This window comes from Streptococcus sp. HMSC034E12 (assembly GCF_001835915.1).
Taxonomy (GTDB): Bacteria; Bacillota; Bacilli; order Lactobacillales; family Streptococcaceae; genus Streptococcus; species Streptococcus vaginalis.
In genome coordinates this window covers 60037-80293 of sequence record NZ_KV826427.1, presented here as the reverse complement: position 1 = coordinate 80293, position 20257 = coordinate 60037, and the positions used below count along the sequence as shown (strand labels likewise).

Below are 20257 nucleotides of genomic sequence, written 5' to 3'. Positions count from 1 at the left end.
GAAATCTTGATTTATTTCGATAATGCAGCAACAACTCCTATGTCAACAGCTGCTATTACTGCTATGACACAGGTTATGGAAAATACCTTTGGCAATCCATCTAGCATTCATAGCCACGGAAGAGCTGCTAGTAAAATTCTTCGCAAAGCCCGACAAGAGCTTGCTGAACTGCTTCATACTAATAGTCAACATGTCATCTATACATCTGGTGGGACAGAAAGTAACAATACAGCCATAAAAGGATATGCCTTAGCCCATCAAGATCAAGGGAAACACATTATTACAACTGCTATTGAGCATCATTCGGTTCTTGAAACGATTGAATATCTGGTGGATAAATTTGACTTTGAAGCTACTTATATCCAACCTAAAAATGGAGAGATTACGGCTCAACAGATAAAAGAAGCCCTTCGAGAAGATACAATACTTGTCTCAACCATGTATGCCAATAATGAAACAGGCTATATGCTTCCAGTCAAAGAAATTGCTGACGTTGTGAAACATCATCCCGCTGCTTATCATGTGGATGCTGTGCAAGTTATAGGCAAATTACCTGTCTATCCTGACGAGCTAGGAATTGACTTTATGAGTGCATCAGCTCATAAATTTCATGGTCCAAAAGGCATCGGCTTCTTGTACTTCAATCATGTAAAATTTGACAAATTTTTACATGGTGGAGATCAAGAGGATAAAAGACGTGCAGGAACTGAGAATTTAGCGGCTATTGCCGGTATGGTTGCGGCTCTAAAAGAGAGCCTCAATTGCTACCAAGAAAACATGGAACATGTTGAAAGTTTGAAACAGCAACTTCTCTCTGAACTTGACGGAATCCATTACTATATAAATAATGATTCACACACACTTCCCTATGTCGTAAATCTTGGCTTTCCAAAGCAGGCTAACGATTTATTGCTCATGCGTTTAGACTTATCTGGAATTTCTATCTCAACTGGCTCTGCTTGTACAGCAGGAGCTATCGAACCCAGTCATGTGCTTAAAGCTTTTTATGGTAGCGACTCAAAGCGATTAAGAGAATCTATTCGCATTAGCTTTTCAGAACAAAATACTTCAGAAGAAGTTCGACAATTTACTACAACATTAAAAGAAATTTTAGGAGGATAAATAGATGGCTTTTCAGACCACTATTCACTTAAAAGACTGCTCTTTCAGCTATTCTCTTGGAGAAAATGTAAAAAAATTTACTTTGCGCGATAACACATTTGTCGAAACCAAAGTTGGAAATTACGAATTGACACGCTTATTAGAAAATGTTCCCAATAGTGGAGACGGCTTTTTGTTGAAAATCATTATCAACAAAAACCTTTCAGGTGTAAAAATCAACATCACAGATAAATCTGGCCTTCGGTTAGTGAATATTTTTAAATCAGAAGACAATCACATCATTCAAGAAAAGTTTTATTTCTTAATGGATAGCTTGGTAGAACGTGGTATTTTCACTAAACAAGAACAATAAACAAATAGCTTAAAAACTCATTTTTAAATCATTAGTAAAACAATAAAGAGTAGGAAACAAGCCAATAATCTTTGATTTTGTCCTACTCCTTTTCTATTTTTATCAAATAAGTTGATTTTTTCACAAACTTTCTATAAAATAGTCTTTGAAAGGATGTGATTTTGTGAAATCTGAAAAAAATACAACCATTCCACGCGCAACTGCTAAAAGGCTCTCTCTGTATTATCGGATTTTCAAACGATTTAATTCCGAAAAAATCGAAAAAGCCAATTCAAAACAAATCGCAGATGCGATCGGGATTGATTCTGCAACTGTCCGTCGAGATTTTTCTTACTTTGGCGAATTAGGTCGTCGTGGATATGGTTATGATGTAAAAAAACTCATGAATTTTTTTGCTGACTTACTTCATGACAATTCCATTACCAATGTGATGTTAGTTGGTATCGGTAACATGGGACATGCTTTGCTCCACTACCGTTTCCACGAACGGAACAAAATGAAGATTGTTATGGCATTTGATACAGATAATCATCCTGAAGTTGGGACTACTACAAATGACGGGATTCCTATTTATGGCATTTCACAAATCAATAACAAATTAAAAGATGTGAATGTCAAAACAGCTATTTTAACAGTTCCTAGTGCAAAAGCGCAAGAGGTTGCAACTGTTCTTGTGGAAGCTGGTGTAAAAGGTATTCTCAGTTTTTCTCCTGTTCACTTAACCGTTCCAAAAGATGTTGTCGTTCAATATGTTGATTTGACAAGTGAACTACAAACACTCCTTTATTTTATGAAAAAAGAGCATTAAGCAATTAGAAAGAGCAGACATCTATTTATGAAGAAACCTATTATCGGCATTACTGGAAACGAAAGACCAAACCCTGAAGATGAATTTGCCATCATGAGTTATGCTGCTAAGGGATTTGTAGAGGGCGTAAAAGAAGTTGGTGGAACTCCTATCATATTGCCGATTGGAGATGCAGATATGGCACAGCGCTACATCCAGATGATTGATAAACTTATCCTAACGGGTGGGCAAAATGTATCACCACAATTCTATGGCGAAGAAAAAACAATTGACAGTGATGATTACCATTTGGAGCGTGATTTGTTTGAATTAGCCTTAATCCATGAAGCTATCCAGCAACAAAAACCAATTTTTACCGTTTGCCGCGGTACGCAATTGTTTAATGTTGCAATGGGTGGAACACTTTATCAAGATATTGAGCACCATTGGCAAGACAGTTCTGCTGAATATACTACTCAAAAACTAGTCACTAAATCCGGCTCTGTTTTGGAAAAGATTTACGGCGAAGTATCTCATATCAACTCTTTCCATCATCAGAGTATCAAAGATTTAGCAGAAAATGTCGAAGTCATTGCCCGTGATCCGAAAGATAACACCATTGAAGCCATTACAACAACTGATGAAATCGCTTATCTGGGAGTCCAGTGGCATCCAGAATTCTTATTTGAAACACGCCCTAAAGATCGAATGTTATTTGACTATGTTGTCAATAGACTTTAAATCAAGTCTGTTTCTTCGCGATAACTATAATAATCTTTCTCTGCGACGATGAGATGATCCAGTAAGATGAAGCCCATTAATTCACACGCTTCTTTTACATGTTTGGTCACTTCATCGTCATTTTTGCTTGGCAGTACAGCTCCTGACGGATGATTGTGCACCAAAATAATGGATGTCGCCATGTGTTTCACAGCATAATGCAGGATTTCTCGTGGCTCTGCAATACTGCGTGATACACTACCGATAAAAATCGTCTGCTGATGAATGATTTTGTTTTGAGTATTCAGATATAAAGCCACAAGGTGTTCCTGCTTCTTATGCCCCAATTCTTGTTGCATTTTTTTCGCCAGCTTTTGACTACCTAAAATTTGCTCTTGCGTAATCAATTCTGCTTTACTGACTCGCTGGCCTAATTCAATCATAGCTTGTAATTCAATAGCCTTGATACGACCAATTCCAGAGATTGATTGCAATTCTTGTAGCGTCATATTGCGCAAATCATTCAAACTAGAAATAGTTGATAAAATCCGTTGAGAAACTTGAAAAACAGTTTCTTTTTTATTACCTGTGCGGATAAGAATGGATAACAATTCTTGATTGCTCAATTGTTCTGCACCTTCTGCAACTAAACGTTCCCTTGGCAACAAAGAATCTTCCTGAAATGAAATACTATACATAAAAAACCTCCTCATATCCTTATTCGGAAAAAGAAGAGGAAAATAAAAAATCTGAGAAATAATTGGCACTAGCCCCATAAAATGAGACACAAGAAAAACCCTTCTGTTTCTAGTTTACTAGAAACAGAAGGGTTTTGTTATGGTCAAAAAAGCGTATTCGGTAGAAACTAAGTTAGCCTGTATCGAAATGAAGAAAGCAGGTAAGTCCAATAAGGTTATCATGGAGACTCTGAGCATAAAAAATGTTAGTCAGGTCAAAACCTGGTGGCGATGGTATCGAAATGATGAACTGCACCGCTTCCACCAACCTGTGGGGAAACAATATACCTACGGTAAAGGAATGGAACAGCTATCCGAAGTGGAACAGTTACGACTACAGGTGGAACTACTAAAAAAGTATCGGATCTTGATAAGACCATCGACAAAGTAAGTCTTATCAAGCTGGTGGAAGAATACAAAAACGTCTGCTCAGTATCCGTCACTCTGGACTGTTTTGGTATCAAACGATCCACTTTCTACCGTTGGAAAGCAGAAGGTGAGAAGCCTAAAAAAGGGACGAGGTTGTAGAAAAAATCGAGCGAATCTGTATGGGAAATCAGGTTATCTACGGCTACCGTACCATCACTCGATTGCTCAAGAAGAGGGATAACCTTGTCATCAATCCTAAAAAGGTTTATCGTATCATGAAGGAGAATGGTTGGTTCTGCCGTGTACGTCCTAAGAAGGGACCGAGTCTAGGTAAGCCCTACTATGTAACAGAAAATAAGCTAGACCGTGATTTTCAAGCAGAAAAGCCACTGGAGAAGCTAGTCACAGACATGACCTACCTCTACTTTGGAAACTGTAAACTCTACCTTTCCTCTATCATGGACCTCTATAATCGTGAGATTGTGGCTTATACAATCTCAGATTGTCAGGATACGGACTTTGTGTTGGATACTTTGAACCAACTGAATGTGTCTCAAGGAGCGCTGTTGCACAGCGATCAGGGCTCTGTCTACACCTCAAAAGCTTATTATCAGGCTTGCACAGAAAAAAGCATCACCCGCTCTATGTCCCGCAAGGGAACACCAGCAGATAATGCCTGTATCGAATGGTTTCATTCTGTCCTAAAGTCTGAAACCTTCTATCTCCATAACTGGAGAAACTTAACCAAAGATAGTAGAACAGATATTGTCAAATCTACATCATATTTTATAATGAAACTAGAATTCAACAGAGATGAAACGACCGGTATCCTGTAGATTACAGAAATCTGGTCGCCTAAAAAGGTTTTTTCTTCTGTCCCATTATTGGGGTGCAGTACCGATTCTCAAATTTTTTAAGTTAGTATTTACATTTCAACAATTTTACCTGTTTCAAAATAAACAACCCATTCACAGATATTTTTGGCGTAATCACCAATACGTTCTAAGTACGAAATAACTTGGAAGTAATCACGACCTGTAACAATCAAATCTGGATTTGACTTAATTTCTTGCGTTGCTAAGTCTCGAATATCATCAAAGTACTGATTGATTTTCTCATCCATAGCAGCTACTTCATAGGCCTTATCCACGTCGCCATTAAGGTAAAGATCAAGCGCTGCTTCCACAAAGTTCTTAACATCACGCCCCATCTTGCTGATTTCTTCCTCAACAGACTGGATGCGAACTTCTCCTTTCATGCGGATCGTCGCTTGTGCAATGGAAACAGCATGATCCCCCATCCTTTCCACATCACTACTTGCTTTCAAAACTGTAATAACTGTGCGTAAGTCTTGTGAAACTGGCTGCTGCAAAGCAATAATTTCCAGAGATTTTTTCTCCAACTTTACTTCATATTCATTTACTTCTGCGTCTTCTTCGATAACCTCTTTTGCTAATTCACGATCGTGGGTCACAAATGCACGAACTGTGCGATTAATCTGTGACAAAACTTCATTTCCCATTGCATAAAATTGGTTATGAAGTTTTGCTAAGTCTTCTTCAAATTGTACTCTAAGCATAAATTTTCCTTTCCTAAGATCTAAAGAATTTTATACGAAAATCCATCTTTTTACATAATTCTTGTCTACAAGCATATGTGCATTTATATATATAGGAAATCGGTAATCTCCAAAACATTAGAAATAACCACAATATTGTAGTGAACAATTACAATCTCTAACCAAACTTGCCTGTGATATAATCTTCCGTTTCCTTATGAATCGGACTGAGGAACATCTCTTTCGTGGCATTAAACTCAATCAAATCACCATTTAGGAAGAAAGCTGTCTTATCTGAAATACGACTAGCCTGTTGCATTGAGCGGGTTACGAGTAACATTGTATATTGATCTTTCAGCCCATGAAGTGTTTCTTCAATTTTTCCTGCAGAAATGGGATCAAGTGCTGATGTTGGCTCATCTAAAAGGATGATTTTCGGACTCGTCGCCAAAACACGAGCCACACAGACACGTTGCTGCTGACCGCCTGACAAACCAATCGCTGAATCATTCAAACGATCTTTCACTTCATCCCAAATAGATGCTCCTTTTAATGATGTTTCAACTACTTCATCTAGTATCTCTTTGTCTTTAACACCATTGATTCGCAAACCGTAGACAACATTTTCATAAATCGTCATTGGAAATGGATTGGGCTGTTGAAAAACCATTCCAATTTCTTTGCGAAGCTCCACCGTATCTGTCCGTGGACTGTAAATATTGTGCCCGTTATAAATTACAGTACCTGTCGTTGTCACCTCTGGATTTAAATCACCCATGCGATTAATTGCTTTTAAGAGTGTTGATTTTCCCGACCCAGAAGGACCAATCAAAGCTGTAATCTCATGAGGCAATACATCCAACGATACACTATTAAGTGCTTTCTTTTTGTTATAATAAACCGACAAGTCCTTGATTTGTAAAATAGGTTCTGTCATTCTGATAGTCCTTTAATAAATTCTAATTAATCAGCAATTTTCTTAGCCAAAATGACCAGAAACATAGTCATTTGTAGACTGTAACTTAGCATTTTGGAAAATATTGGCTGTTTCATCATATTCGATTAAATCACCAAGATAGAAGAAACCGGTATAATCGCTCGCACGCGCCGCTTGCTGCATGCTGTGGGTCACGATGATAATCGTATAGTTCTTCTTCAACTCTAACATCGTTTCTTCTAACTGCGCTGTTGCGATTGGATCGAGTGCAGAAGCAGGTTCATCCATTAGAAGTATTTCTGGCTTCACGGAAATGGCTCTGGCAATGCAGAGACGTTGCTGCTGACCGCCTGATAACATCAAAGCAGATTTATGAAGGTCATCCTTTACCTGTTCCCACAGAGCTGCTTGTTTTAGAGATGTTTCTACAATTTCATCTAAGATTTTCTTATCCTTAACACCGGCACGTTCATGCGCAAAGGTGATGTTGCGGTAAACAGATTTGGCAAAAGGATTTGGTCTTTGAAAGACCATTCCGATATGCTTCCGCATTTCATAGACATTGATATCTGGGCGATTAATGTCAATACCTTCATACCAGATCTCACCAGTGACCTTAGCAATGTCAATCGTATCATTCATCCGATTCAAGCTGCGAAGATAGGTTGACTTACCAGAACCTGAAGGCCCGATAAGAGCTGTAATCTTATTTTTCTTGAACTGCATATCAACCCCTTTAATGGATTCGTTTTTACCATAGTAAACATGCAAATCCTTCGTTGATAAAACAACCTCTTCCTCAGGAAAAGTAACGATATGTTTTTCATTCCAGTTATATTCTGTCATTTCTTCTCCTTTTAGGCAGATGTTAATTTCTTATGCAGATAACTTCCGAGCTTACGAGCTCCAAGGTTAAAGATTAAAATAAAGATAAGAAGTACTGCCGCTGATCCAGCTGACACTTCTACTGCATCAGGAATCGTTCCTTCACTATTGACTTTCCAAATGTGAACAGCCAAAGTTTCAGCTTGACGAAAAACAGAAATTGGGCTAGTTACACTGAAAATATTCCAATTTGACCAGTCAAGTGCTGGGGCAGACTGACCTGCTGTATAGATAAGCGCAGCAGCTTCCCCAAAAATACGTCCAGAAGCTAATACAATCCCCGTCACAATACTTGGTAACGCTTCTGGAACGACGACATGGACGATCGTTTCCCAGCGAGAGATGCCAAGTGCAAGTCCAGCTTCGCGCTGTGTATGATGCACATGCTGTAAGCTGTCTTCCACACTACGTGTCATCTGCGGTAGATTAAATACAGTCAAAGCCAAGGCTCCAGAAATGATTGAGAAACCATATTGGAATTGAATAACAAAAATCAAATATCCAAAGAGACCCACAACAACGGAAGGCAAGGAGGATAAAATTTCAATACAGGTTCTGACAAAATCTGTCACTGGGCCTTTTTTAGCATATTCAGACAAGTAAATCCCTGCTCCCATTGATAGAGGAATGGAAATAATCAAGGTGATAACTAACAGAAACAATGAATTATAGAGCTGAATTCCAATTCCGCCGCCCGCTTGATAGGAAGACGATTGTCCAGTCAAGAATTTCCACGAAACATGAGGTAAGCCCCTTACTAAAATGTACAAAATCAAGGAAGCAAGAATAGCAACAATGATTCCTGCAATGGTATAAAGGACGCCTGTTGCTAATTTATCCATCTTTTTAGCGTGCATAGTTCTTCTTACCTCTTTCCTTTGTAATCAATTTAATCACAGTATTGAAGGCTAAACTCATCAAAAGCAGAACCAGAGCAAGCGACCACAAGACATTGTTATTAACGGTTCCCATAACGGTATTTCCAATTCCCATTGTTAAAATAGAGGTCAAGGTTGCAGCAGGTGTTGTCAGAGAAGTTGGGATAACCGCTGAATTTCCGACAACCATTTGAATCGCCAAAGCTTCACCAAAGGCACGAGCCATTCCAAAGACAATAGCCGTAAAAATACCTGAGCGAGCTGCTTTTAGCGTCACACGCCAAATCGTTTGCCAACGAGTCGCTCCCATTGCCATACTAGCTTCTCGATAATGCCGCGGTACAGCACGCAGGCTATCTGTTGTCATAAAGGTCACCGTTGGTAAAATCATGACAAAAAGAACAAAAATTCCTGATAAGATTCCAAAACCTGTTCCACCAAAGATACTGCGAACAAAGGGAACAACTACCTGTAATCCAATAAATCCATACACAACCGATGGAATTCCGACTAGAAGTTCAATAGCTGGTTGTAGAATTTTTGAGCCTTTAGGGGAAACCTCCGTCATAAAAACAGCTGCTCCAATTGCAAATGGTGTTGCTAATAAAGCTGATAGGAGAGTTACGAGGAAAGAGCCCAGAATCATTGGTAAAGCACCGAATTCCCTACCGGATGGATTCCACCTTGTTCCAAAAAGAAAACTGAAGATGTTTACTTTATTAACAAAGAAAGTCGAAAGTCCTTTCTCCGCTACAAATAATAAAATCATTGCAACGACAAAAACAATTAAACTCATGCAAAGAAAAGTAATGGTTTTTCCAAATGTTTCTAAACGAGAGTTTTTTGACTTTGTCAGCATTTTTTTTGCTACTTCGTTCATGTTATTCCTAAATTCTTTCTTTTACTTTGAGCTGATCGTTCCGTCAAGACTACGAGTAACTTTCATGTCGTTGATAGGAATGTAACCCATTTTACCAACAATATTATTTTGGACTTCTGCTGTCATCATATAATCTAGAAGTTTTTTAGCTAATTTGTTAGGTTCTCCCTTAGTATACATGTGCTCATAAGACCAAATAGGCCAGTTGTTCGTTGTCACATTCTTCTTCGTTGGCTTGTAGCCATTCAAGTTTAAACTTTTCACACTCGTGTCCACATAAGAAAAAGCTAAGTAAGAAATGGCACCTGGAGTCTGTGAAACAATTGTTTTGACCATTCCGTTAGAATCCTGCTCCTGCGCCTGCTTGGCTTCTTTGCCATTCATAATAACACTATCAAAAACTGCTCGACTACCAGAACCAACGGCACGGTTGATGATGGTAATTTCCAAATCTTGACCACCAACTTGCTTCCAATTGGTGTATTCTCCGGTAAAAATTTTACATAGCTGCTCTGTGGTTAAGTTGTTTATCTTAATCCCTTTATTTGCTATGATAGCAGTACCTGCAACAGCGACCTGATGATCAACTAAAGCCTTAGCATTGATACCACTTTTTTCTTCTGCAAATAAATCGCTATTTCCAATATCTACTGCACCGGATTGGACTTGTGATAATCCAGTTCCCGATCCTCCACCTTGCACATTTACAATTTTTTTCGGATTTTCCTCGGTGTATTTATCCACAACTGCTTCAACCAACGGTTGTAGAGCTGTTGAGCCAACTGCTGTTATCGCCTCACCGCGGTTAATCCAGGAAGAACAGGCTGAAAGACCAATGCTGCAAATCACGAGAGTGACTGCCCAAATTATTTTTTTGTGTTTAATCACATGAAACTCCTTTTCAGATGTGAAAGCATTTTCATTCTAAGATTTCCCTAATCTTTTCACATCTAATCTCACTATAGCATATCTTTAGACATTTGGAAAGATTTTTTATTGAAATCTCAGGCCTTTTGGAAAATAATTTTTCAGAATATTTCCAGTCACTTTTGCAAACCCTAAACCATTACCTTGGACAACAACTTGATACCAACCATTTGCAGTGTTCTGATGGAGATTGACTGTCTCCCCGGCAACGTACTTTTTAAACTGCTCTTCATCAATTTCAATTATGTGCTTTACTTCACTTGGTTTTAAAGTCAGTCCTAAAGCAAAACTCGGTTCAAATCGTTTTTTCTTAAAAACACCTAGGTGCAAACCATTTCTGGCAATTTTAAGTTTCGATAATTCTGGAAGACCTAGTGGCAATAGATATAAATGTTCACCAAAAGTCTGTAACTCGCCAGTTAGCTCTATGGCAAGATGTTCTCTTTGAAACTCTTTCCACAACATCTTCTGCTCCGATGTCAAACAGCTTTTTCTTGTCTTTATCTTTTTAGCTGACTGCTCACCATAAAAACGAAATTTTGCAACAAATTGTCCCTCTCCCTTAAAATGATGAGGATACATACGTGCAGTTCCCGAAAAGTGAATACCAGCCACCATACCATTGATTTTTGGAATTTCAACCAATTCAAGTGGATAGTTTTCTAACAGCCAGTCAACGATTTCCTCGTTTTCCTCTGGTGCCCAAGTACAAGTTGAGTAAATCAACTCACCATTCGTCGCCAACATTTTTATCGTATCTTCCAATATCTCACGTTGAAGCTGTACACATTGAGCAGGATAAGATTCACTCCAATACTCCATTGCTTCTGGCTGCTTTCTAAACATTCCTTCACCAGAACATGGTGCATCTAAGACAATCAAGTCAAAATAACCTTGAAAGACTTGACTTAATCTGCCAGCTGATTCATTTGTCACCACAACATTTCTCGCTCCAAATCGCTCAATATTTTCTACTAACACTTTACATCGTTTTGGATTGATTTCATTGGAAACAAGAAGACCTGTGTTGTTCAAGTATGACAATAGATGAGTGGATTTTCCACCCGGCGCTGCTGCCAAATCAAGTAATTTCATATTCTGTTGTGGCGCTGCAGCTTGGGCAACCATTTGTGCAGCAGGTTCTTGTGAATAGACTAATCCTGTGACATGCTCTATTGATTTTCCAGAAACTTTGCCATAATAACCCCAGTTCGTATTTGGAATAGGATTTGGAAAAGTTTTTTGCTGCTCTTTTAATGGATTGACCCGAAAAGCGGAAACTGGATCCTCATCGAAAGTTAGAAAAAAAGAGGGAGCCTCCTCTCCCAAAAGATTGTTGTACTTTTCTTCAAATCCTTTTGGAAAATTCATCTAATACTCTCGCTTTCGATATATGTATTTTTTAATTTCGTTCAATTTCATAGTTGGAATCATCATAATACCTTGGTGGCTTTCAAAATCAGGCTCCTCACCCTCAAATGTCAATGTCATATAGCCTAGCTTATCTCCCATAATCGAAGCTGCAGCATAATCCCAAGGCCAAATATAGGAAATATAGGTCAACAGTTGTCCTGATAAAACCTTGCTAAAACTAATCGCAGCACTTCCGTACACTCGAACGCCCAAGGTTTCTTTTGCCAAATCCGCAATTCCCCAATCATTGCGCTCAAAAATACCAGCATTTGATGCCATTAAAAACTGATTTAAAGGGCGATCTTGGTAGGGAAGCAATTTCTGCTCATTGCAATAGACATCAAATTGACCACCGCCGTGATACAATTTATCTCCTATCACATCATAAATGACACCAAATTGACCAATGCCATTTTCAAAATAAGCCAGAACAACAGCAAAATCTGCTTTTTGTGCTACAAAGTTATTCGTGCCGTCAATAGGATCAATGACCCAAACATTGCCATCTGAAATAGAATGACGCAAGCCATTTTCCTCAGCTAAAATGTGATCTGCAGGATAAGCTTCTAAAATCCAGGTTACTAAATTATCCTGAACTTCTTTGTCCATTTGAGTTACCAAATCAGTCGGACTGGACTTGGTCTCAATTTGCAACTGATCATTCAAATGCTCTTTAATATAAGAAGCCGCATTCAATACAATGTGCTTGGCAAAATTAAATTTCTTTTCCAAGAGAAAACGTTCCTTTCTCCTTTTGTTTTGCAGCTTGAACGGCTCGATATAAAGAATAGCCACTCGCTGTTTCAAATTCACGTCCGATACGCTTTTCTTCAGCTTTGCTTGGAACAATTTTTTTGAATTGTTGATAAGATGCTAATATCTTTTCTGCTGCTATTTTCGCTTCATAAGCCTGCTCAACATCATTCAAAAAAGAAAGCACTGAAGCAAGCTCTTCAGTGCTCCACGACATGTCTAGCGGGTAACGATAATTTTTATTCATATTATTCAATCTCAGCTCTCAAAGTTGCATCGCGCAATTCTTGTTTACGATAACCACGAGGCAAAAACGCACGGATTTCGTCTTCGTTAAATCCAATCTGCATTCGTTTTCCCTCTAAAATAATTGGACGACGCAAAAGGCTTGGATTTTCCTCGATTAAACGAAGCAATTCAGAAATTGATAAACTTTCAACATCTAAATTTAATTTTTGAAATATTTTGGAGCGAGTTGAAATGATGTCGTCTGTTCCATTCTCCGTCAGAGAAAGAATATGTTTCAATTCTGGTGCAGACAGTGGACTAGTCATGATATTGTGCTCCTCAAAAGGAACTTCATGATTGGATAACCATGCACGCGCCTTGCGACAACTTGTACAACTCGGTGATAAAAATAGTGTAACCATGCATTTCTCTTCTTATTATTTGTAACTGTTATCATTATACTAAATTTTATGTAAGATTACTAGGTATTTTTACAAATTTTCTCCTATTCTTTTAGGAAAAATAAGAAGCTTAATACATGATTTAGTGGTTATCATTTTCAGGAATCCAATATCTTGCGATTTCCTCATCTGCTTGCAATTGTTTGACTAGTTCGTCCACATTGTCGAATTTTACCATATCTCGGATTTTATCCAACCAAAAAATACGAATAGTATCACCGTAAATATCTTGTGAAAAATCAAAAATATTAGCTTCAAAACGAAGTTCATCACCTTCAAAAGTGACATTTTTTCCAACGCTAGCCATTCCGCGATATATCTGCCCATCGTGCTCTACATCAACCACATAGACCCCATCTGCTGGTAAAATAACCCGATCCAAGGGAGCAAGATTTGCCGTTGGATAGCCAATCGTCCGCCCTCTTGCATTGCCATGAACGACAATTCCGCGGGTGGATAGCGAATAGCTCAGCAATTGATTGCTTTCGGCAACATTTCCTGCTAGTACCGTTTCACGAATGCGAGTTGAACTAATTTTTGCTCCATTGAAATTTACAGAAGGAACTATGATAACTTGTCCTTCAAACAGTTTCTCCAAATCCTCTGCATTGCCTCGATCTGAACCAAAATGGTAATCAAATCCCGCAATGACAACTTTTGCTTTCAAACGCGAGATGTATTTTGTAAAAAATTGTTCAGCCGTATTACGAGCAAATTGACTGGTAAAATCAATCAAATAAAGGTAGTCTACACCAAGATTTTTCATTTGCTGCAAGCGATCTTCTGGACTAGTCAAATGAAGCATTAAAGAAGGCTGGTAGCGTACAAAGGCCAATTTGGGAGATTCTGGAAATGTCAGCACTGCAATCTTCAAATGTTTTTCTGCTGCCATTTTTCTCGCTTCAGCAAACAAAGCTTGATGTCCTTTATGTAACCCGTCAAAATACCCTAGCACTAATACTGTGTGTTCAATTTGCTGAATGTCTTTTTCATTTTTTATTCTAATCGTTTTCATCACTTAACTATTTTATCACAAAATTTTAAAGAAATACTTTTCTAGGTTTATATTCTTTGTCACGCTTTTCTAAAATGACTTGTAATTTCCCTTGATAAAAGCCAGCCACCTGTTCTGCCTTGGTATCTATATGAATAAAGCGTCCAAATCGTACTTCTTCAACCTGCTCTTCCGTAAGGTTTACCTTAGGTAAATCTCCTATGCCGAATTCAATGGGCTGCAAAAATGAAAAGTCTCCTTTATTCACCTTCTCATCAATTTCTGCTAAAGTCAATGCTTCTTCCAAAGACATGCCAGCTGCAGCAGTGCGAGTCAGTTGAGACATGTGGGAAGCATAACCCAACTTCGCCCCTAAATCAACTGCCAATGTTCGCACATAGGTCCCCTTGCTGCATTTAACTCGAAAAGGAAAACGTGCCAAGTCACTTTCATAGACAATAGCTCCTGTCCGCTCAAAGTTATAAATTGTCACCTGACGCTTCGGTCGCTCTACTGTCTCTCCAGAACGAGCATACTCATAGAGTTTTCGCCCATTGACCTTGACAGCCGAGTACATAGGCGGCACTTGAGTCTGCTCTCCAACCATACTAGCAATGACTTGATCCACTAAGTTTTCATCCAATATTTCAGTCACAGGGCTGAAAGCAATCTGCTCCCCACTAGCATCCTCTGTCGTTGTTGAGCAGCCCAGAGTAATCTCCCCCTCATAGACCTTGCCTTCCTCCTGCATAAACTCAACCAAGCGCGTCGCCTTGCCCACAGCAATCGGAAGCACCCCGACCACATCTGGATCCAAGGTACCCCCATGACCGATTTTCTTAGTTCCTAAAATTTTGCGCAGCTTAAATACCGCATCATGCGAGGTCATCCCCGCTTCCTTTTTTAAATTGATAATTCCGTTCATTGATTCCTTATTCTGCTAAAAATTCTATTAGTAGTTGATTAAATTCCTTGTTTTTTCAGTCCACAAGAGCCATAATGAAGCTGTATCCAAACCTCTAGTCAGACTTGAAGTAATCGTCGGATAGCCTAAATCTTCATAGAGGGGTAGCAAGGCTTCTATGTCTTTCAAGGTTGCTTGTCGTATCTGCATCGTTTCCTCCTAGTCGTTCTTCAATGCCTCAAACTTAGCTTTCATAGTTGGATTTTTGCGGGTCAGTTTCTTAACGGAGACGTCATCTAGTTTGTTGTTGGCGAGGCGCAGTTGATTGTCTGATGTCTGAAGTGCCTGTTTGACTGCTTCCATTCGCTTAATGGCTTTGTCAATTTCTTCGATTGCCTTATTGAAATTCTTAGAAGCTGAATTATAATTTTTAGCAAAGGCTACTTTAAAGGTTTCTAAATCATCTTCAAAGTGGGTAATGTCAATATTTTGCTCCCGAACCAGAGCCAGCTCCTGCTTGTATTTAAGAGAATTGAGCGCAGCATTTCGTAAAAGCCCAATGAGCTGGATAAAAAATTGAGGACGAACCACATACATTTTTTCATACTCATGGCTAACATCAACAATGCCAGTGTTGAAATAATCATTATCTGCTTCCAGCATACTTACCAAAACAGCATACTCACATTTCTTTTCCCTGCGATCCTTGTCCAATTCTTTGTAAAAATCAGCGTTTTTATGCTTCTTCTCCGTACCGTCTGCTTCATTTTTCATCTCAAACATGATAGAAATGATTTCTACTCCGCTTTCATCTTCCTCACGGAAAATGAAATCTCCTTTAGACCCTCGTGCAGAAACCTGATTATCCTTCTCAAAGTAAGCATTCGGGAATGCAAAACTGCGAACCTTGTTAAATTCGCTTTCAGCGTAGTGTTCTAAGCTCTCTCCAATCGCCTTAGTAGACTGTTGTGCTTTAAAGTTCTTGTAAAATTCTACTTGCTCATTGGCCGCCTTAAGTTGTGCTTCATAATTTTGTTTAACAGATGCAAGGGATAATTCATTTTCTTTCTCTTGCAACAAAAGCTGGTTTTGGATTTGGTCGCGTTCTTTTTCAATATTTGTCAGCGAAGCTTGCAGTTCATTTTGGTGTTCCAGTCGAAGACGGTCTAGTTGGGCTTGTAGCTCTACCAATTCTTTTTCTTTATCCGATAGTTTTCCAGACAAAGCCTGCTCTGTATTCTTTTTGATTAGCTCTTTTTGGGATTCAAAATTGGAAATAGTCGCCTTGAGCTCTTGAATTTCAGATTCTTTCTGACTTAACGCTTGCTGTTGCTCATTCTGTGCCTTTTGTTTTTCTAAAGCTAACGCCTGCTCAATTCGAGTATGGATTTCCTTGTCGAATTCTGTCGTCCGTACCTGAGCCAAGAGCTCGCTGTACTGACTTTCGTTGACTGTAAAGACTTCCCCGCAGTTGGGGCATTTGATTTCGTTCATGGATACCTCTTCATTAATCATTCTTTATAACATCTCATTATACCATTTCTCATGATGATTTTAAATCAACAGCTTAAATATAAAAAGACCGTTGCATATTTGAACAACGATCTTTTTTTAAATTAAGCCTCTATCCGCCAACTGGCAGCACTGCGTCTTTCCTGAATAAAGCGACTATATAATCCTTGTTTAGCAAGCAATTCTTGGTGTTTGCCTTGTTCGACTATACGACCTTGATTAAGAACAATAATTTGATCGGCATGCTCTACTGTTTTTAGCCTATGAGCAATCATGATAATGGTTTTATCCTTTGTCAAAGAATGAATGGCTTGCATAAGCGCTTCTTCATTTTCAGGGTCGACATTGGCTGTTGCTTCGTCCAAAATGATAATTGGATCGTCCTTGATAATGGCACGAGCAATGGAAATCCGCTGCCGTTCCCCACCGGAGAGACTGGGTCCGCCCTCACCAATCTTGGTCTGATATCCCTCTGTCAAAGACAGGATAAAGTCATGACAAGCAGCTTTTTTCGCAGCAGCGACAACTTCTTCATGACTAGCGTCTGGATTTCCAAATTTAATGTTATTTTCCATGGTATCTTCAAACAGATAGACCGTTTGAAAAACAAAACTGAAATTACGAATAAGGCTGTCATAGCTGTATTCTTTTACATCATGACCATCTAAGCTGATGCTGCCATTTTCTATATCCCAAAAACGAGCAATGAGATTGCAAAGAGTTGTCTTTCCAGAACCAGAAGGTCCCACCAGAGCTGCTGTCGTCTTTTCTGGAATATCCAACGATACATCATCAATAATTTTCTTACTTTCATAGGAGAAACTGACATGATCCAACTTGATATTGCTGGTTTTTGGCTGCAAATCTTTTCCGCTAATATCCATTGGTTTAATCGACAAAACTTTATTGACCATATCAACTGACCAATCAACAATGCGAAGAAGAGAAGAAAAGCTACCAACTCCGTCCAGACTTTCGTAAATCATAAAAGCACTGATGAGCATCATGATACAAATCAAAAGGCTCATACTTCCCTGCAGGTAAAAGTAAATGGAGAACAGTCCCATAATCGTTCCAGTCAGCTTGGTAATCATCCCTCGCAGAGCGATATAAGGCGAGGTAACCCAAGTCAGCTTTGTATCTAAATGCCTTTTATTCTCAATAGCATGCGATAGCTTTTTAGCAGATGATTAAACAATATTATAGTTCTTTACTTCCGCAATCCCTTGACTGTATTCTAGCACAACTGCTACCAAATCTGTATCAGCTTGTTGTTTAGCTTCTGATACTTTCCCAGCTTGCCAACGCATCAATCCATTTGGCAAGAGAAACAGTATCAATCCTGCCAACAAGATTAAACCAATTCGCCAATCGTAGATAAATACAAAAACCGTAATAGTTCCTGCCGTTAGGAATCCTTCCAACGTCATCATAACAACCCGAGTCGCAACATCTGCTAGACTTTCAAGCGTATTAGTTGTGACGCTGGTAATTTGTCCCAGACTATTTTGATTAAAATATCCCATTGGCAGGTAGCGCATGTGTTCAGCAATTTCAATCCGCTTATGGGTACAAGTATGATAACCTGCTTCTGTCTGCAACATCGTAACTTTCAGGCTAATCAAAATATTAAGAATAACAGACAAGAGCATCATTCCAAGAGAGAACCATACAGTCTGCATAGAAACATCATTGTTAATGATAGCCATAACAACCAACCCATTAGCTGGAATCCGAAAAGCAATAATGAAAGCTTTTAGAACCCCTAAACAAACAGAAGTATAGAATTTCTTACGATCTTCTTCCGTACAAAAATCAAAGAATCTTTTCAATGTACTAAGCATCTGCCAATCCTCCTTCTGTCATTTGATCGCTATCCTTTACTGCAAGATGATCCTGCCACATAGAAGCATAAAGCGGACAAGTCTTTAGCAAATCTATATGTCTTACTTTTACCTCAATACATCCTTCATTAACTACGACAATCTGATCTGCACTTGCAATCGTTGAAAGACGGTGAGCAATGACCAGAAGCGTACGACCTTCTATCAAATGAGCTAAGCTAGACTGAATGAGAGCTTCATTTTCAGGATCGGTATAAGCCGTTGCCTCATCCAAAATAATGACTGGTGCGTTTTTCAGCATAGCTCGTGCAATTGCAATCCGTTGTCGTTCTCCACCAGATAAATGATTACCACCAGTTCCAACACGGGTCTCAAAACCATTTTCTAAATTACTAATAAAATCATAGCAGCCGCACTTGCGAGCAATGTCAATCACTTCTTCATCCGAAGCAGCGGAATTACCCATACGAATATTTTCCATAATCGTTTCATCAAAAAGGTAATTATCCTGTGTGACATAAGCAATCTGACGACTGTAATAATCAAGAGGTAGGTTTCGAAGATCTACGCCACCAAAGGTAATACTACCAGAATTGACATCCCAGAAAGAAGCTATAAGTTTAACAATCGTAGATTTCCCTGAGCCAGAAGGGCCGACAAGAGCAGTTACTGTATCAGGCTCAATCGTTAAGGAAATACTATGCAATACTTCTTCCTTATCTGAATAACCAAAGCTAACATCTGTCATTTGAAGTTCTGTTCCTTTTGGAATGTCCGTTAATTCTGTTGGACGAGGCAAATCAGGTTTTTCCAAAATAGCAATCACTTCACCAAAGATTGTCGCAATTTTCCGTAAATCATCCATATAGGAAGCCACTAAAATAAACGGCGTCAAAAGGCTAAGAGACAGAATGATTAGTAAAATAAAGTTACTAGCTGTTAGGCTACCTTGAAGGTAAAAGAGAGTTCCAAAAGGGAGTAAGAAAAGCAAACCAGACGGCAAGAAAGCTGTAACAATGCCCATTTCAACTACGCATTTACGCATCCATTCAATAAAGCAATCAGCTCCTTCTTTGGCAGCCCTGACAAATTTATCGTAAGAAAATTTCTCTTTTCCAAAAACCTTGATAACTTCAATCCCATTTATGTATTCTACTGCTGTATCATTGAGCTTCTTCGTTTTCTCGACTGTATTTTCAAAATCACCTTCGCTCTTGCGTAGCATATTCCCATAAGCTAAGATAACAATCGGGATTGTCAGAAGCGAAAGCATGGTTAGGCGCCAATCAATCACTAACATGGCAATTAAGATAATAAAGGGACCAAATAGCCCGGATGTAAACTCAGGAATTAAGTGTGCCAAAGTTACTTCTGTGGCATCCACTCGCTCAACAATGATATTTTTGTAAGTTCCAGAAGATTGACTTAAAACCGTTCCCAGAGGCAATTTGGCCAATTTCTCTGTCAGACGATAGCGCATTTCTGCTAAAATCTTAAAGGTTGCTGTATGAGACAAGAGCGTCGAAATCCCGTGAAATCCCCAATGTGCTATCCATGCCAGTCCTATCCAAATGGACTGAAGAACATAAAAATTCCAATCTCGATTGCCTTGTAAGAGCTGATTGATGATATTTCCTACAAAAAAATAAGGCAAAAATCCGCATAAAACAGATAAAAAGGCAAAAACAAGACTAACAATAAAATAAAATTTGTGAAGAGAGACAAATTCCAGTATCCAAGATACAACCGACTTTTTCTTTATACAAATCCCTTCTTTCTCCTAAAAAACAAATAAAGAACCCTAGTCAAACAATTCATGATATGCTGTCATTTAATTTATACTTATATTATAAATTCTGACAATTCTAATGTCAAACAAAATAAAAAAGTGAGACAGAAATCAGTAGTTTCGTAGAAACCTGATTTCTATCCCACCTCCACACAGCTCGAAAGGTTTGGAGAACCTTTCGAGGTTGGAAATAAAGTCAAATGAAGC

Annotated in this window: 19 protein-coding genes and 3 pseudogenes; 5 read left to right on the top strand and 17 right to left on the bottom strand. The window is 38.7% G+C overall.

The features are described 5' to 3' along the window. Nucleotides 1-6: 6 nt before the first annotated feature. The 4 genes from HMPREF2574_RS00790 (at nt 7) to HMPREF2574_RS00775 (ending at nt 3002) form a co-directional block, all read left to right on the top strand. Entirely contained in the window at nt 7-1122 is a 1116-nt protein-coding gene (locus HMPREF2574_RS00790; protein ID WP_024053071.1) for a cysteine desulfurase family protein, read from the top strand. A gap of 4 nt (nt 1123-1126) precedes the next feature. Continuing rightward, nucleotides 1127-1474 carry a DUF1831 domain-containing protein gene (locus HMPREF2574_RS00785; RefSeq protein ID WP_003024175.1) on the top strand — a complete coding sequence of 116 codons (348 nt, stop codon included), beginning with the start codon at nt 1127-1129 and terminating at the stop codon, nt 1472-1474. 163 nt (nt 1475-1637) lie between these two features. Then, entirely contained in the window at nt 1638-2282 is a 645-nt protein-coding gene (locus HMPREF2574_RS00780) for a redox-sensing transcriptional repressor Rex (RefSeq protein ID WP_024053069.1), read from the top strand. Nucleotides 2283-2309: 27 nt separating this feature from the next. Beyond that, nucleotides 2310-3002 (top strand): gamma-glutamyl-gamma-aminobutyrate hydrolase family protein, encoded by a 693-nt coding sequence (locus HMPREF2574_RS00775; protein ID WP_003042762.1) that lies wholly within the window; start codon nt 2310-2312, stop codon nt 3000-3002. On the opposite strand, the gene radC is transcribed toward HMPREF2574_RS00775, so the two are convergent. Continuing rightward, on the bottom strand, nt 2999-3679 hold the full coding sequence (gene radC / locus HMPREF2574_RS00770) for a RadC family protein (protein ID WP_003024167.1): 681 nt from the start codon (nt 3677-3679) through the stop codon (nt 2999-3001). The two genes, HMPREF2574_RS00775 and radC, sit on opposite strands and share 4 nt — an antisense overlap. A gap of 139 nt (nt 3680-3818) precedes the next feature. On the opposite strand from radC, the pseudogene HMPREF2574_RS10020 reads away from it, so the two are divergent. Then, nucleotides 3819-4904 (top strand): annotated as a pseudogene (locus tag HMPREF2574_RS10020) (IS3 family transposase). 108 nt (nt 4905-5012) lie between these two features. On the opposite strand, the gene phoU reads toward HMPREF2574_RS10020, so the two are convergent. The 16 genes and pseudogenes from phoU to HMPREF2574_RS00685 form a co-directional block, all read right to left on the bottom strand. Beyond that, nucleotides 5013-5666, bottom strand: a complete 654-nt coding sequence (gene phoU, locus HMPREF2574_RS00755; RefSeq protein ID WP_003033270.1) for a phosphate signaling complex protein PhoU — start codon at nt 5664-5666, stop codon at nt 5013-5015. Between the two features lie 157 nt (nt 5667-5823). Continuing rightward, a complete protein-coding gene (gene pstB / locus HMPREF2574_RS00750) occupies nt 5824-6582 on the bottom strand; it encodes a phosphate ABC transporter ATP-binding protein PstB (RefSeq protein WP_022526152.1) in 759 nt (252 codons plus the stop codon). 42 nt (nt 6583-6624) lie between these two features. Further along, the gene (gene pstB / locus HMPREF2574_RS00745; RefSeq protein ID WP_003024159.1) at nt 6625-7428 is read right to left on the bottom strand and encodes a phosphate ABC transporter ATP-binding protein PstB; all 804 of its coding nucleotides are present in this window, start codon (nt 7426-7428) and stop codon (nt 6625-6627) included. An 11-nt stretch (nt 7429-7439) separates the two neighbouring features. Beyond that, nucleotides 7440-8324: a phosphate ABC transporter permease PstA gene (gene pstA, locus HMPREF2574_RS00740; RefSeq protein ID WP_003024156.1), complete on the bottom strand. Its 885-nt coding sequence runs from the start codon at nt 8322-8324 to the stop codon at nt 7440-7442. Beyond that, a complete protein-coding gene (gene pstC, locus HMPREF2574_RS00735; RefSeq protein ID WP_024052401.1) occupies nt 8314-9225 on the bottom strand; it encodes a phosphate ABC transporter permease subunit PstC in 912 nt (303 codons plus the stop codon). The genes pstA and pstC overlap by 11 nt, the downstream gene beginning before the upstream one ends. A 21-nt stretch (nt 9226-9246) precedes the next feature. Then, the gene (locus HMPREF2574_RS00730; RefSeq protein ID WP_070812054.1) at nt 9247-10113 is read right to left on the bottom strand and encodes a phosphate ABC transporter substrate-binding protein PstS family protein; all 867 of its coding nucleotides are present in this window, start codon (nt 10111-10113) and stop codon (nt 9247-9249) included. A gap of 105 nt (nt 10114-10218) precedes the next feature. Beyond that, a complete protein-coding gene (locus tag HMPREF2574_RS00725) occupies nt 10219-11523 on the bottom strand; it encodes an RsmF rRNA methyltransferase first C-terminal domain-containing protein (RefSeq protein WP_070812053.1) in 1305 nt (434 codons plus the stop codon). After that, entirely contained in the window at nt 11524-12297 is a 774-nt protein-coding gene (locus tag HMPREF2574_RS00720; RefSeq protein WP_024052398.1) for an inositol monophosphatase family protein, read from the bottom strand. It abuts the gene before it with no gap. Next, nucleotides 12281-12565 carry a UPF0223 family protein gene (locus HMPREF2574_RS00715; protein WP_024052397.1) on the bottom strand — a complete coding sequence of 95 codons (285 nt, stop codon included), beginning with the start codon at nt 12563-12565 and terminating at the stop codon, nt 12281-12283. Before HMPREF2574_RS00715 ends, HMPREF2574_RS00720 begins: the two co-directional genes overlap by 17 nt. A gap of 1 nt (nt 12566) precedes the next feature. Further along, the gene (locus HMPREF2574_RS00710) at nt 12567-12968 is read right to left on the bottom strand and encodes a Spx/MgsR family RNA polymerase-binding regulatory protein (RefSeq protein WP_070812052.1); all 402 of its coding nucleotides are present in this window, start codon (nt 12966-12968) and stop codon (nt 12567-12569) included. 121 nt (nt 12969-13089) lie between these two features. Next, entirely contained in the window at nt 13090-14022 is a 933-nt protein-coding gene (locus HMPREF2574_RS00705) for a bifunctional riboflavin kinase/FAD synthetase (RefSeq protein ID WP_070812051.1), read from the bottom strand. 25 nt (nt 14023-14047) lie between these two features. After that, nucleotides 14048-14926 carry a tRNA pseudouridine(55) synthase TruB gene (truB, locus tag HMPREF2574_RS00700; RefSeq protein WP_070812050.1) on the bottom strand — a complete coding sequence of 293 codons (879 nt, stop codon included), beginning with the start codon at nt 14924-14926 and terminating at the stop codon, nt 14048-14050. Nucleotides 14927-15007: 81 nt separating this feature from the next. After that, nucleotides 15008-15115, bottom strand: a pseudogene (locus HMPREF2574_RS10510) (GNAT family N-acetyltransferase); the annotation flags it as partial. A gap of 9 nt (nt 15116-15124) precedes the next feature. Further along, the gene (locus tag HMPREF2574_RS00695) at nt 15125-16399 is read right to left on the bottom strand and encodes a DUF2130 domain-containing protein (RefSeq protein ID WP_070812049.1); all 1275 of its coding nucleotides are present in this window, start codon (nt 16397-16399) and stop codon (nt 15125-15127) included. Nucleotides 16400-16521: 122 nt separating this feature from the next. Beyond that, a pseudogene (locus HMPREF2574_RS00690) lies at nt 16522-18261 on the bottom strand (ABC transporter ATP-binding protein). After that, nucleotides 18254-20023: an ABC transporter ATP-binding protein gene (locus HMPREF2574_RS00685; protein ID WP_070812048.1), complete on the bottom strand. Its 1770-nt coding sequence runs from the start codon at nt 20021-20023 to the stop codon at nt 18254-18256. Before HMPREF2574_RS00685 ends, HMPREF2574_RS00690 begins: the two are co-directional and overlap by 8 nt. Between the last annotated feature and the right edge of the window lie 234 nt (nt 20024-20257).

Coding starts and splice junctions, on each gene's coding strand:
- radC (WP_003024167.1), bottom strand. CDS start 3,679: ATGTATAGTATTTCATTTCAGGAAGATTCTTTGTTGCCAAGGGAACGT.
- HMPREF2574_RS00695 (WP_070812049.1), bottom strand. CDS start 16,399: ATGAACGAAATCAAATGCCCCAACTGCGGGGAAGTCTTTACAGTCAAC.
- pstB (WP_022526152.1), bottom strand. CDS start 6,582: ATGACAGAACCTATTTTACAAATCAAGGACTTGTCGGTTTATTATAAC.
- pstC (WP_024052401.1), bottom strand. CDS start 9,225: ATGAACGAAGTAGCAAAAAAAATGCTGACAAAGTCAAAAAACTCTCGT.
- HMPREF2574_RS00775 (WP_003042762.1), top strand. CDS start 2,310: ATGAAGAAACCTATTATCGGCATTACTGGAAACGAAAGACCAAACCCT.
- HMPREF2574_RS00705 (WP_070812051.1), bottom strand. CDS start 14,022: ATGAAAACGATTAGAATAAAAAATGAAAAAGACATTCAGCAAATTGAA.
- phoU (WP_003033270.1), bottom strand. CDS start 5,666: ATGCTTAGAGTACAATTTGAAGAAGACTTAGCAAAACTTCATAACCAA.
- HMPREF2574_RS00715 (WP_024052397.1), bottom strand. CDS start 12,565: ATGAATAAAAATTATCGTTACCCGCTAGACATGTCGTGGAGCACTGAA.
- HMPREF2574_RS00725 (WP_070812053.1), bottom strand. CDS start 11,523: ATGAATTTTCCAAAAGGATTTGAAGAAAAGTACAACAATCTTTTGGGA.
- pstB (WP_003024159.1), bottom strand. CDS start 7,428: ATGACAGAATATAACTGGAATGAAAAACATATCGTTACTTTTCCTGAG.
- pstA (WP_003024156.1), bottom strand. CDS start 8,324: ATGCACGCTAAAAAGATGGATAAATTAGCAACAGGCGTCCTTTATACC.
- HMPREF2574_RS00710 (WP_070812052.1), bottom strand. CDS start 12,968: ATGGTTACACTATTTTTATCACCGAGTTGTACAAGTTGTCGCAAGGCG.
- truB (WP_070812050.1), bottom strand. CDS start 14,926: ATGAACGGAATTATCAATTTAAAAAAGGAAGCGGGGATGACCTCGCAT.
- HMPREF2574_RS00785 (WP_003024175.1), top strand. CDS start 1,127: ATGGCTTTTCAGACCACTATTCACTTAAAAGACTGCTCTTTCAGCTAT.